Consider the following 12,622-nt stretch of genomic DNA (forward strand, 5'->3'; position numbering starts at 1 on the left):
TTCGGGCTCCCGAATACGTCAACGCGCCCAGCGCTTCTCGAAATCCCACACATCCCCGAAGCCGATCAGTTCGCAGAACTCCCTGAAATCGGCCATGGGAATGTCGGGCGACAGACTGGTGCCCGTCTCCTTGAGGTGGCGCAGCGCCTTTTCCATCGCCGCGGCCGCGACCAGGCTGGTCATGGCCGGAAAGATCGCGAGCGAGAAACCAATTTCCTTGAGCACATGAGCCGGCAGGATCGGGGTCTTGCCGCCGTCGGCCATGTTGGCGATCATGGGCAGGTCGAAGGCCTCGCAAACGCGGCGCATTTCCTCTTCGCTCTGGGGGGCCTCGAAGAACAGGATATCGGCGCCGGCTTTCGCATAGGCTTCCATGCGGCGCATGGCGTCATCCACGCCCAGGCTGGCGCGCGCATCGGTGCGGGCGATGATGAGGAAGTTTTCCTTGTCTTGCCGGGCATCGCAGGCAACCTTGATCTTGTCGACCATGTCCTCGATCGGTACGCAACGCTTGTTGGGCGTATGGCCGCACTTCTTGGGAAACTCCTGGTCTTCCAGCTGGATGGCGGTGACGCCGGCTTCCTCGTAGCCGCGTACGGTGTGGTGCACATTGAGCAAGCCGCCATAGCCCGTATCCGCGTCGGCGATCAGTGCCGCCGAGGTCGTGCGCGTGATGGTGCGCATGCGATCCACCATCTGGGTATAGGTGGCGATGCCGGCGTCCGGCAACCCCAGGTTGGAGGCCGTGAGCCAATAGCCCGAACCGTAGACGATGTCGAAACCGACCTTGGTGGTCATGATGGTGGCGATCATGTCCTGCACGCCCGGGATGACGATGAATTCGCCGCTGGAGAGTTTTTGTCTGAGAATCGGGTTGGCCATGCGGCCTCCACTAAGCGAAGAAAAGGGAACCATTCAGTCCATGGACGCCAGCCAGGGCCGGTCGCGCTGGATACGCCCTTCATAGGCGCGCAGCGCCGCGTCGTGACGCAATGTGCGGTCTATCTCGTCCTCGGCCGAAAGCAGTTGTTCCGCATGGCCGTCGGCCAGTGTGATCGGGATGGCGCCGCCATCCGGGAGCGTGAGAGTCCGCTGCGCCACCCTCAGGCGCAGCATGGGCTGGGCCGGCCCCGCCCATGCCCGTACCAGGCGTTCGTGGTCGGCCGGCGTCACCGTGGCAGGCACCAGGCCGTTCTTCACGCAGTTGTTGCGGAAGATATCGCCGAAGGAAAGGGCCACGACCGCCCGTACGCCATAGTCCGCCAACGCCCACACCGCATGTTCGCGCGACGATCCGCAGCCGAAGTTGGAAAGCGCCACCAGCACGCTGGGCGGCTCGGCCTGTTCCATGAAGGCCACCTCGGGCCGGCCTTCGGCCCGCCAGTCGGCGAAAAGGTGCGCCCCCAGGCCCGTGCGGTGCACCGCGCGCAGGAAGCGGCCGGGAAACAGGGCGTCGGTATCGATATCGTCGCGCGGCAGCAGGACGGCGCGGCCGTGGACTTCCGCAATGACTGCTTTCATGCCAGGTACTCCCGGGGATCGGCCAGGCGGCCCCGAAGGGCGGATGCCGCCACCGCGGCGGGACTCATCAGGTGGGTGCGCCCCCCCTGCCCCTGCCGGTTCTCGAAATTGCGGTTGGAGGTGGATGCGCAGCGCTGGCCCGGCATCAGGCTGTCGCCGTTCATGCCTATGCACATGGAACAGCCGGACTCTCGCCACTCGAAGCCGGCGTCGACGAAAACCTGCGCCAGGCCTTCGGTCTCGGCCGCGCGCCTGACGCTGGTCGAGCCCGGCACCACCAGCGCGCGCACGCCCGCGGCGACACGACGGCCGCGCACCACTTGCGCGGCGGCGCGCAGGTCTTCCAGGCGGCCGTTGGTGCACGAGCCGATGAAAGCCACGTCGATGGGCACCGAAGCGAGCGGCTGGCCGTGTTCGAGACCCATATAGGCCAGGCTCTCCCGCAGGCGGTCGCGGTCGGCGTCGTCCCTGGGCACGATCCCGTCGCCCACGCGGCCCGAGAACGGGGCGCTGTCGGCCGGCGTCGTGCCCCAGGTCACGAGCGGCATGATCCCGTCGGCGTCGAACTCGACGTAACGGTCATAGTCGGCCGTCTCGTCGGTGCGCAGCGCGGCCCAGGCCTGTGCCGCCTGTTCGAAATGTTCGCGCGCCGCCCCCTGGACCCGTTCGCGCAGGTAGGCCAGCGTGATGGCGTCGGGCGCAATCAGGCCGAAGCGCGAGCCGGCCTCGATGGTCATGTTGCACAGCGTGAGCCGCGCCTCCATCGAGAGCGCCTGCACCAGCGGGCCCAGGTATTCGATGCCATGGCCGGTCCCGCCGCTGGTGCCGATGTGGTGGATCAGGGCCAGCGCGAGATCCTTGGCATAGACTCCCGCGGACAACTGCCCCGAGATCCGGACACCCATCGTCTTCGGCTTGCGCATCCAGAGGCTCTGGGTGCTCATCACATGGCCCACTTCCGAGGTGCCTATGCCCCAGGCCAGCGCCCCCAGCGCGCCCAGCGTGGCACTGTGCGAATCGCCGCAGACCACGGTGCTGCCCGGCAGCACGTAGCCCAGCTCCGGCGCGATGACGTGCACGATGCCTTGCAGCGGATGGTCGAGGTCGAACAGGCGCATGCCCGTGCGCCGGGTATTGCGCCGCAGCGTGGCGATCTGCTCCCGGCTTTCCGCATTGGGAATGTTCGACAGCCGGTCGGCCGTGGTGGGTACATTGTGGTCCTGCACCGCGATGTGCCGCCGCGGCGAACGCAGCGAGCGGCCGGCCTCGGCCATGCTGGCGAAGGCTTGCGGGCTGGATACCTCCTGCACCAGATGCCGGTCGATATAGATCAGGTCTTCGCCGGAATCATTGCGGGCGACCGAGTGTTCCGCCCAGATCTTGTCGAATAGCGTGGTCATGGCTGCGAGGCCGCCACTGGCTCGTACCACGGCAGTTCCGGCCGGTTGCCGTAGCGACGCACGCGGATGTTGGCCTGCTCGCCATGCCCCGCGAAATTCTCCATATGGCACAGGCGCGAGCAGTATTCGCCGATCTCGGCACTGGCCGCGTCGGTCGTCACGCGCTGGAAGGTGCAGGTCTTCAGGAACTTGCCGACCCACAAGCCGCCGGTGTAGCGCGCCGCCTTGTTGGTGGGCAACGTGTGGTTGGTGCCGATCACCTTGTCGCCGAAGGCGACGTTCGTGCGCGGCCCCAGGAACAGCGCGCCGTAGTTGGTCATGTTTTGCAGGAACCAGTCCGGATCGCGGGTCATCACCTGCACGTGCTCCGAGGCCAGCTCATCCGCCTTCTGCAGCATTTCTTCCCGCGTATCGCAGACGATGACCTCGCCGAACTCCGCCCACGAACGAGCCGCGATCTCGGCGGTGGGCAGGATCTTGAGCTGCCGTTCCACTTCGGCCATGGTGGCGTGCGCCAGCGCTTCGCTGTCGGTCAGCAGCACGGCCGGCGAAGTCGGCCCATGTTCCGCCTGTCCAAGCAGGTCGACCGCGCAGATTTCGCCATCCACCGACTCGTCCGCGATGACCAGCGTTTCGGTAGGGCCGGCAAACAGGTCGATTCCCACGCGGCCGAACAGCTGGCGCTTGGCTTCCGCCACGAACATGTTGCCCGGACCGACCAGCATGTCCACCGGTGCGATCGAAGACGTGCCGACCGCCATCGCCACCACGGCCTGCACGCCGCCCAGGACCAGGATCTCGTCCGCGCCCGCCATGTGCATCGCGGCGACGATGGCCGGGTGGGGTTCCCCGTGGAAAGGAGGCGCGGTAGCCACCACCCGCTTCACGCCCGCCACCTTCGCGGTCAGCACGCTCATGTGCGCCGACGCCAGCAGCGGATACTTGCCCCCGGGGATGTAGCAGCCGACCGCGTTGAGGGGAATATGGCGGTGCCCCAGGAAAACGCCGGGACGGGTCTCGACCTCCACGTCCAGCATGGATTCGCGCTGGATCCGGGCGAAGTTGCGCACCTGCGCCTGGGCGAAGCGGATGTCGTCCAGTTCGCCGGACGAGAGGCTCTTCATCGCCCGCTCGATGGCCGGCCGCGACAGGCGGAAGTCCTGCGGATCCCAGTTGTCGAATTTCCTGCTGTACTCGCGGACGGCCTCGTCGCCGCGAGCCTCGATGTCGCGGATGATGCCCTCGACGGTGTTGCGGACGGCGACGTCGTCGTTGGCACGGGCCTGGACATCACGGCCGCGCTTGAGATAGCGAATCATGGCGTCTCCTGATCGTGTTCAGTAGTGCGACAACAGGCGCCCCAGCCCCTGGACCTTGTCCTGGATGCCGCACTGGCGCAGCGCGTGCCAGTACGTGGCCGTGTTGATCGCGATGACGGGCTTGTCCAGGAAGAGTTCGGCGGCGGCGGCCAGCCGGACCATGGAGAGATTGGTACCGAGTTGCACGATGGCGTCGACGTCATCGCCATTGAGCTCGTTTATCGCGTCGCGGCACATCTGGTCGGTGGTATGCGCGATCTGGACCGGGCTCGGGCGGCGCAGGCAGATGTCGCGCACGACCGTGAAGCCGCAGTCCTCGAAAAACTGCCGCGCTTCCGCATTCGCCACGGGGTAGTAGGGAGAAAGAAAGGCAATCCTGCGCGCGCCGTAGGCATTCAACGCTGCCTCCAGCGCGAACGAACCGCAGCTCACATCCACGCCCACGTGCTCGCGCATCTTTTCCAGATACGCCTGAGCCCCTTTCTTGCCCCCCCAGAACATTACCGCCGACATGCCCATGATCAGGTATTGCATCTCGCAGGTCTTGAGCACACTGGCCGCCTGCATGGTGTTGCCCGAAATCGACTCCATCATGTGCACGAAGCTCTCGTCACTGTCGACCTTGAAGTCGGGAATCTCGATGCGGCTGTAGTGGTTGGTGACGCCTACCGGGCGCATGTCGTCGAAATCCGGTTGCACGATGGTATTGGTCGACGGCCCAATCACGCCGAACTTCATCCGATAACCCAGGTGATCCATGGCTTGCTCCTCAAGAAAAAAGTGAAATCAGTTCGTCGCGATCCATCACGTCCGCATACTTCTGCCCCATGTCGAACAGGCTGGCCTGGTGCGGACCCATCGCGCGGTCGCCCACGCAATCGGCCACCACCACGGTCAGGAAGTTGTGCTGCATGGCGTCAAGCGCAGTTGCGCGTACGCAGCCGCTGGTGGTGCAACCCACCACCACCGCGGTGTCCACGCCCTTGCCGCGCAGCCAGTCGGCCAGGCCTGTCGCGAAGAAAGCCGAGGCGCCCTGCTTGCGCACGATGTACTCGCCGGCGGTTGGCGCGAGCCCCGGGACGATCTGCGAACACTCGGCTGTTTCGGTAAATCGGGTCAGGCTCGGTGTCTTGCGGCAGAAAACGTTGTGATCGCTGCCATCCTCGGCATACACCATGCGCGCATGCGCGATTGGCCAGTTGCGCTGACGGAAGGCATGCAGCAGGCCTTGCGTGCGTTGCGCCGCCTCGCTCACATGCGCGCCTCCCAACAGCGCCGGATCGACGAAACCGTTGATGAAATCGACCAGCACCAGCCCGCACTGGCGTCCCACGCCGCTTGCATGTCCCAGGCCCTGGCGCTGGTAGACATCCAGTTCATCCATGTCCTTCCCCTTCAGGTCACGCAATTTCCGCCGCGCGCTCCAGCGCGTCGAACATCGAGGTCTTGCGGATATAGTCCAGCGACGCGACCGGGTCGGTCGCGGTGGCGCGCAGCTCATCGTGGATGCGGGAGCGCACGGCCTCGTCGCGTTCTTCGATCATCTTCTTGTTGCGCGCGGTGTTGGCGTTGATGTATTCGATGGCGACGGTGCGGCGCTGGCGTTCGTACAGGTCGAGCAGTTCGATGGGCGCGCGTCCGGCCAGGACCTCGATCAGCTTGCCGGTCAGGTTGAAGGCGTCATGCACGCCGCCATTCATGCCCATGCCGCCCAGCGGGTTGTTGATGTGCGCGGAGTCTCCCGCCAGCAGTACCCGACCCTTGCGAAACTGCGCGGCCACGCGCTGGTGCACCTTGTACAGCGTGCGATGAACGATCTGGTAGGGCCGCGGCTGGGGCAACAGGCCTTGCAGGCGTCGCTCGATGACGGCATCCGAGAGGACCCGCTCGTCGGACTCGTGCTCGGGCGTGGGAAACAGCACGCGCCACAGCGACGGCACCTTGAGCAGCACGCACCATTCCTCCGGATCCGAGATGTAGTTCACCAGTGACAGGTTCTCGAAGTGCTGCTCGAACGGGAACTGCGTCGACACCACCAGGAAACGCTCGGGATAGGTGTAGCCCTCGAATTCGATGCCGACGCTGTTGCGCACCGCGCTCCAGGCGCCATCCGCGCCGATGAGAAAGTCGCCGCAGGCGGTCTCGATGCCGTCGGCCGTGCGCAATTGCACCGTGACGCCGCCTTCGTCCTGCTGCACCGACTCGACCGCGCAGCCGAACCGCACTCTGGCATTCGGATAACTGGCCAGTTTCTTGACCAGCTCGTCGTTCAGCTTCCACTGCTCGCATTGCAACCGGAAGGGATACTTGGTGCTGCCGGCCAGCCGAGCCAGATCGAACTCGGCGATCAGTCCCTTGCGACGGTCCCGCTGCTGGGTATAGCGCGCCTTCAGGCCGGCCTCGACCAGGGGGTCGGCAATACCGTAGCGATCGAGCATATCGAGCGTGGGCGGATGAAAGGTCGAGGCACGCAGGTCCTCCATCACGCTGGCATTGCGCTCGAATAACTCAACTTCGATCCCGGCATCGGCCAGCACCATGGCACTGACCAGGCCCACCGGGCCGGCCCCGGCCACCAGAACTCTTGCTTTGGGCATCTCTTTCTCGCTTTGTACACAATCTGAGAAAAATTATGAGCCAAAGAAAACCGCCAGTCCAGCGCTTAGTTCCTTTTCAAACTTTCCCGCCTATGCACCAATCAAGCGCAAACTGGCGAAAACAAACGCCAAAATGGTGAATTCGAAAATTTTCTCGGGGTTTTCACCAAAACATCGAACCAATCGAGCAAATAAGGATTAGGATTGGATTGTGTACAAAACAAGACATCCTCAGGATGCCATCGTGGCAGTCGCCGCCCCTCCCGAACACAACCGAGGAACCACCATGCTTCGACCGCTTCTAGCCTCCCTGCACATCGCGGCCGCCGTCGCGATCCTTCCCGCAACGGCCAACGCACAGCCCTACCCCAGCAAGCCGGTACGGATCATCGTCCCCGCAGCCGCGGGCGGCACTTCGGACATCGTTGCCCGGCTGCTTGCGATGAAGCTGCAAGAGTCCATGGGCAAGCCTTTCATCGTGGAATACAAGGCCGGTGCCGGCACCAACCTCGGCAGCGACTACGTGGCCAAGGCGGCACCGGACGGCTACACGCTGCTGCTCAATGGCATCTCGATGGCGACGAGCCAGGTGCTATATCCCGACCTGCCGTATAACCCGCTGAAAGACCTGACACCGATCATCGAAGCCGCCGCCATGTCCAACGTGATCACGGTCAATCCCCAGTTGCCGGTCCACAACCTGAAGGAACTCATCGCGCTGGCGAAGAAGAACCCCGGCAAGTACAACTACGGCTCGCCCGGTTTCGGCAGCTCCGCCAGCCTGTCCGGCCAACTGCTCGAGATGAAGACGGGCGCCAAGCTGACGCACGTGGCCTACCAGGGCAACGCCCAGGCGACGAACGATCACCTCGCAGGGCTGCTGGAGGTCGGCTTCGTCAACCTGCCCGTGGCATTGCCGTTCGTGAAATCCGGCAAGCTGAGGCCGCTGGCGGTCACATCCTCGACCCGTTCGTCGCTGTTGCCCGACGTGCCCACGGTGGCCGAGGCCCTGAACATCGACTATGAACTCACGGGCTGGTTCGGCCTGCTGGCCCCGGCCGGCACGCCCGGCGACATCATCGCCAGGCTGCACAAGGCCTCGGCCCAGGCCCTGGCCGACCCCTCCTCGCGCGAGACGATCATGAACGCGGGCGCCGAAGTGGTTGGCGGATCGAGCGCCGACTTCGCGCGCACACTGCGCGTGGACACCGAGCGCCTGACGGAGCTGGTCAAGCAATCGGGCGCCTCCGTCAACAAATAGCCCGCCCCGGGAAAGTCAGGATGCTCGAGCAGGGGTCCGTGGCACGCCTCGTGCCCGGACCTCGACGATGGACCGACCGACAACGCAGGGAGCACGTACCATGCGTAACACACGACTCAAGGCCAGCTGCTTCGCACTCATGGTTGCCATCTCGGGTGGCGCCCACGCGGCTCAACCGGACGACGCCTACCCCACCCGGCCGATCAGGATGATCATCGGCGGCGCGGCGGGAGGATCCTCGGATGTCTTTGCGCGCGCCATCGGCGACCACATGGCATCGACGCTCGGACAACCCGTCATCGTCGAATACAAGCCCGGAGCAGGTACGAACATCGGCACCGAATACGTCGTACGCGCCAAGCCGGACGGCTACACCATCCTCATCAACGGCTTGCCCATCGTGGCCAACCCCCATCTTTTCCCCAACCTGGGCTTCAACCCCGCGACCGATCTGGTGCCGATCTCGGGAGTCGCCAAGATGACCAACGTCATCACCGTCAACGCGTCGGTCCCGGTCAAGTCGCTGCCCGAACTGGTAGCCGAGGCCAGGAAATCGCCGGACCGGTTCGTGTACGGCTCGCCCGGCGAAGGCACCTCCAGCCACATCGCGGGCGAAATGCTGTCCGCCCGGACCGGCGCCCGATTCACCCACACGCCCTATCGCGGCAACGCCCAAGCCATGACCGACCTGCTGGGCGGCACGCTGCAGATGGGATTCGTCAACACGCCCGTGGCCGCCCCCTTCCTTAAGGAAGGCCGCCTGCGCGCGCTGGCCGTTACGTCAAAGACCCGATCGCCGCTACTGCCTGACGTGCCGACCGTGGCCGAAGCCCTGAACCTGCCGGACTTCGACTTCAACGGCTGGTTCGGCCTGTTCGCGCCCAGGGGAACGCCACCCGCGATCATCGCCCGCCTCGAACAAGCCGCCGGCAAGGCGCTGGCCGACCCCAAGGTGGACAAGATCTTCGTCGATGCCGGCGCCAGCGCCATGGAGCCCGGTGCGGCCAGCTTCGCCAAGTTCCTCACGGAGGAACGGAACAAGATCGACCCGCTGCTGGACAAGCGCAGCAAGTAGCGGCCCCGCCGACCGGAGAGCGGTCGCGCGCCGCCCTCCGCCCCTGCCTCCCCCTCCCCCGGACCGCCATTGCGCCCCACGCGCACGGTTTATTTTTTAAATAAAAATCATTATTATTCTTCTTTTTCTCGGTTCCCATGGAGGACCGATGTCGACCCTGACGCTTCGCATCTGGGCCTGGCCGCTCGCGCTTGGCATCCTCACCATCACCGGACTGCTCAGCGCCCTCGTGTCCGATACCTGGGGCGACGCCTGGTCCTGGGTCGGCCTGGGCACCCCGGTCGCAGTCATGCTCTGGTTCGGCTTGCGCCGCCGTCCCGTCCGGGCCCGCGCCCATGGATCGCACCACCGCTCATGAACGTCTCGACCCACTCCGCCGGCACCCGCGGCCCCACCACCTTCACGAAGGACTGACGCATGTCCGCCCGCTCGCTCAAGACCTGGGCCTGGCTGCACAAATGGAGCAGCCTGGTCTGCACGGTGTTCATGCTGCTGCTGTGCCTGACGGGCCTGCCGCTGATCTTCCACCACGAAATCGGCCACCTGCTGGGAACCGAGGTCGAAGCGCCCGCGATGCAGGACGACAGCGCCCGGGTCAGCCTGGACCGCATCCTGGAAGTCGCGCATGCGCGCTACCCCGAACGGGTCATCCAGTTCGCCTCGCAAGACGAGGATGACGAGCGCATCTGGTTCGTCACGCTTACCCCCACGCCCGCCCCCACCGACGATTTCCGTTCCGTGGCGGTGGATGCGCGCACCGGCGAGATCCTGGCCGAGCCGCGCTTCGACGAAGGCTTCATGTACGTGATGCTCAAGCTGCACGTCGACCTGTTCGCGGGCCTGGCCGGCAAGCTGTTCCTGGGTTTCATGGGGCTGCTGCTGCTCATCGCCATCGTCAGCGGCACCGTCCTGTACGGTCCCTTCACCAAGAAGCTGGACTTCGGCGAGGTCCGGCGCCATCGCACCAAGCGCGTGAAATGGCTGGACCTGCACAATCTGCTGGGCATCGTGACCCTGGTCTGGGCCTTCGTCGTCGGTGGCACGGGCATGATCAATACCTGGGCCGACCTGATGATCAAGTATTGGCAGTACGATCAGCTCAGCACCCTGCTCGCGCCCTATCAGGGCCAGCCCCTCACGCCGGCGCCCGAGCGGGCCTCGCTGCAGCGGTCCATGGAAGCAGCCAAGGCGGCCGCCCCCGGCACCCGCCTGTCGTTCATCGCCTTCCCCGGCACGGCGTTCTCCAGCCCCCACCACAACACCTTCTTCCTGGCCGGCAACGAACCGCTCACCTCCAAGCTGCTGCAGCCGGTGCTGGTCGATGCCAAGACCGCCGAGGTCACCGCGGCGCCCAGGCTGCCCTGGTACCTGACGGCGCTCCTGGTCTCTCAGCCCTTGCACTTCGGCGACTACGGCGGCCTGCCCATGCAGATCATCTGGGCGCTGCTGGACATCGCGACCATCATTGTGCTTGGCAGCGGCCTGTACCTCTGGCTCAGGAAGCGGCAACCCGCCACGGCGGCGCGGCGCAAGCAGGCCACGGCGTCCGCGTGACCGCGCCGCCCCCTTGGGGGCGCGGCGCGGGGGGCGCGGACTCGCAGCCTACATGTTGGCGATGACCGATTCCCCGAATCCCGAGCACGACACCTGGGTCGCGCCCTCCATCTGGCGCGCGAAATCGTAGGTCACGCGCTTGGACTGGATGGTTCGCTCCATGGCCGGCAGGATCAGGTCGGCCGCCTCGTGCCAGCCCATGTGCTGCAGCATCATGCGGCCCGACAGGATCTCGGAACTGGGATTGACGTAATCCTTGCCGGCGTACTTGGCGGACGTCCCGTGGGTGGCTTCGAACACGGCCACCGAATCGCTCATGTTCGCGCCCGGGGCGATGCCGGCGCCCCCGACCTGCGCGGCCAGCGCCGATGAAAGATAGTCGCCGTTCAGGTTGGGCGTGGCGATCACGTCGAACTCGACCGGGCGCAGCAGCATGGTCTGCGAGAACGTGTCGATCAGGCAGTCCTTGATCAGGACGTCCCGGCCGGTGCGCGGGTTGCGGATGCGGCAGAACGGCCCCGCGTCTATGGTCTCGGCGGCGAATTCGCGGCGGGCGATCTCGTAGCCCCAGTCCCGGAACGCGCCCTCGGTATACTTCATGATGTTGCCCTTGTGCACCAGCGTGACCGAGCGGCGGTCGTGGTCCAGGGCATACTGGATGGCCTTGCGCACCAGGCGCTCGGTGCCCTCGCGCGAGACCGGCTTGATGCCGATGCCGGAGGTGGCCGGGAAGCGCAGGTGCTTGGCCCCGAGTTTCTCCTCCAGCACGGTGATCAGCTCCACGGCCTCGGGCGAACCCGCGGCGTACTCGATCCCGGCGTAGATGTCCTCGGAGTTCTCGCGGAAGATGACCATGTTGGTCTTCTCCGGCTGCTTCAGCGGCGACGGCACCCCGCGCAGGTACTGGATGGGCCGCAGGCAGACGTACAGGTCCAGCGCCTGCCGCATCATCACGTTCAGCGAACGGAAACCGCCGCCCGGCGGCGTGCCCAGCGGACCCTTGATCGCGACGACGAACTCGCGCAATGCGGCCACGGTCTCGTCGGGCAGCCAGCCCCCCTCGCCATACAGCGTGGTCGCCTTGCGACCGGCGTAGATTTCCATCCAGTGGATGCGGCGGGCCTCGCCATAGGCCCTGGCCACGGCCGCATCGATCACCTTCAGCGCCACCGGCGTGATGTCGCGCCCGGTGCCGTCGCCCTCGATGTAGGCGACGATGGGCTGGTCGGGCACGTTGAGGGAGAAATCCGCGTTGACGGTGATGCGGCTGCCCTGGGCGGGCACCTGGATATGCTTGTAGGAAGACATGCGGCGTTTCCGAACGATCGTTGAAGCAAGCCGCGGCGCGGCCCTGTCACATCCCGTGGATTATCCCGTATTCGGCCGGGCGGCGCACGCGGCCGGCGGCGGGGCGGGCCCGGCGCGGCGGGTACAATGCCCGGATGATGTTCAATCCAACCCGAGACCAGGTCCGCCAGTTCTTCACCGAGACCTGGCGCAAGCATCGCGCCGGCGAAGTCCTGACGCCGCTGGAAGCCACCGCGCTGGACTGGATCCTGGAACACCCCGAATACCACGGCGACCTCGAGAACCCCGAGGCCGCCCAGGCCGACTACAGCGTCGAGGCCGGCCGCACCAACCCCTTCCTGCACCTGTCCATGCACCTGGCGATCGCCGAACAGCTTTCGATCGACCACCCGCCCGGCATCCGCGACGCCTACCAGCGGCTGGCCCAGCGCAAGGGCGCCCACGAAGCGGCGCACGAAATCATGGAATGCCTGGGCCGCGTCGTATGGGAAGCCCAGCGCCTGGGCACCCCGCTCGATACCGATGCCTATATCGAGCTGATCCGCCAGCGCGCCGGCTCGTAGGCCGCCGCATTCCCGCCACGCGGT

13 protein-coding genes are annotated in these 12,622 nt (G+C 65.7%); 5 read left to right on the forward strand and 8 right to left on the reverse strand.

What is annotated here, in order from left to right:
- Window positions 1-18 precede the first annotated feature (18 nt).
- Genes CDO46_RS25845 through CDO46_RS25875 form a run of 7 tightly spaced genes read right to left on the reverse strand, consistent with a single transcriptional unit; the run spans window position 19 to window position 6,837 of the window.
- Window positions 19-882 carry an oxaloacetate decarboxylase gene (locus tag CDO46_RS25845; RefSeq protein ID WP_087841425.1) on the reverse strand — a complete coding sequence of 288 codons (864 nt, stop codon included), beginning with the start codon at window positions 880-882 and terminating at the stop codon, window positions 19-21.
- 33 nt (window positions 883-915) lie between these two features.
- Window positions 916-1,521 carry a 3-isopropylmalate dehydratase small subunit gene (leuD, locus tag CDO46_RS25850; RefSeq protein WP_087841426.1) on the reverse strand — a complete coding sequence of 202 codons (606 nt, stop codon included), beginning with the start codon at window positions 1,519-1,521 and terminating at the stop codon, window positions 916-918.
- Window positions 1,518-2,921 (reverse strand): 3-isopropylmalate dehydratase large subunit, encoded by a 1,404-nt coding sequence (gene leuC / locus CDO46_RS25855; protein WP_087841427.1) that lies wholly within the window; start codon window positions 2,919-2,921, stop codon window positions 1,518-1,520. Before leuC ends, leuD begins: the two co-directional genes overlap by 4 nt.
- Window positions 2,918-4,240 carry a histidinol dehydrogenase gene (gene hisD / locus CDO46_RS25860; RefSeq protein ID WP_087841428.1) on the reverse strand — a complete coding sequence of 441 codons (1,323 nt, stop codon included), beginning with the start codon at window positions 4,238-4,240 and terminating at the stop codon, window positions 2,918-2,920. The genes leuC and hisD overlap by 4 nt, the downstream gene beginning before the upstream one ends.
- Before the next feature lie 18 nt (window positions 4,241-4,258).
- Window positions 4,259-4,999, reverse strand: a complete 741-nt coding sequence (locus CDO46_RS25865; RefSeq protein ID WP_087841429.1) for an arylmalonate decarboxylase — start codon at window positions 4,997-4,999, stop codon at window positions 4,259-4,261.
- A gap of 10 nt (window positions 5,000-5,009) precedes the next feature.
- On the reverse strand, window positions 5,010-5,624 hold the full coding sequence (locus tag CDO46_RS25870) for an isochorismatase family protein (RefSeq protein ID WP_087841430.1): 615 nt from the start codon (window positions 5,622-5,624) through the stop codon (window positions 5,010-5,012).
- 16 nt (window positions 5,625-5,640) lie between these two features.
- Window positions 5,641-6,837: an NAD(P)/FAD-dependent oxidoreductase gene (locus CDO46_RS25875; RefSeq protein ID WP_087841431.1), complete on the reverse strand. Its 1,197-nt coding sequence runs from the start codon at window positions 6,835-6,837 to the stop codon at window positions 5,641-5,643.
- A gap of 286 nt (window positions 6,838-7,123) precedes the next feature.
- Between CDO46_RS25875 and CDO46_RS25880 the strand changes: the two genes are divergently transcribed.
- From CDO46_RS25880 to CDO46_RS25895, 4 genes are all read left to right on the forward strand, one after another.
- Window positions 7,124-8,098: a tripartite tricarboxylate transporter substrate binding protein gene (locus tag CDO46_RS25880; protein WP_087841432.1), complete on the forward strand. Its 975-nt coding sequence runs from the start codon at window positions 7,124-7,126 to the stop codon at window positions 8,096-8,098.
- 100 nt (window positions 8,099-8,198) lie between these two features.
- Window positions 8,199-9,173, forward strand: a complete 975-nt coding sequence (locus CDO46_RS25885; RefSeq protein ID WP_165963220.1) for a tripartite tricarboxylate transporter substrate binding protein — start codon at window positions 8,199-8,201, stop codon at window positions 9,171-9,173.
- Between the two features lie 148 nt (window positions 9,174-9,321).
- Entirely contained in the window at window positions 9,322-9,531 is a 210-nt protein-coding gene (locus tag CDO46_RS25890) for a hypothetical protein (protein WP_087841434.1), read from the forward strand.
- A gap of 59 nt (window positions 9,532-9,590) precedes the next feature.
- Window positions 9,591-10,727 (forward strand): PepSY domain-containing protein, encoded by a 1,137-nt coding sequence (locus CDO46_RS25895; protein WP_087841435.1) that lies wholly within the window; start codon window positions 9,591-9,593, stop codon window positions 10,725-10,727.
- Window positions 10,728-10,775: 48 nt separating this feature from the next.
- Here the strand turns inward: CDO46_RS25895 and icd are convergent, their stop codons facing one another.
- Entirely contained in the window at window positions 10,776-12,035 is a 1,260-nt protein-coding gene (gene icd, locus CDO46_RS25900) for an NADP-dependent isocitrate dehydrogenase (RefSeq protein WP_087841436.1), read from the reverse strand.
- A gap of 137 nt (window positions 12,036-12,172) precedes the next feature.
- Between icd and CDO46_RS25905 the strand changes: the two genes are divergently transcribed.
- The gene (locus tag CDO46_RS25905; protein WP_087841529.1) at window positions 12,173-12,598 is read left to right on the forward strand and encodes a DUF1841 family protein; all 426 of its coding nucleotides are present in this window, start codon (window positions 12,173-12,175) and stop codon (window positions 12,596-12,598) included.
- Window positions 12,599-12,622 lie beyond the last annotated feature (24 nt).

Origin of the sequence: Pigmentiphaga sp. NML030171 (assembly GCF_002188635.1) — a bacterium.
GTDB classification, from domain to species: domain Bacteria; phylum Pseudomonadota; class Gammaproteobacteria; order Burkholderiales; family Burkholderiaceae_B; genus Pigmentiphaga; species Pigmentiphaga daeguensis.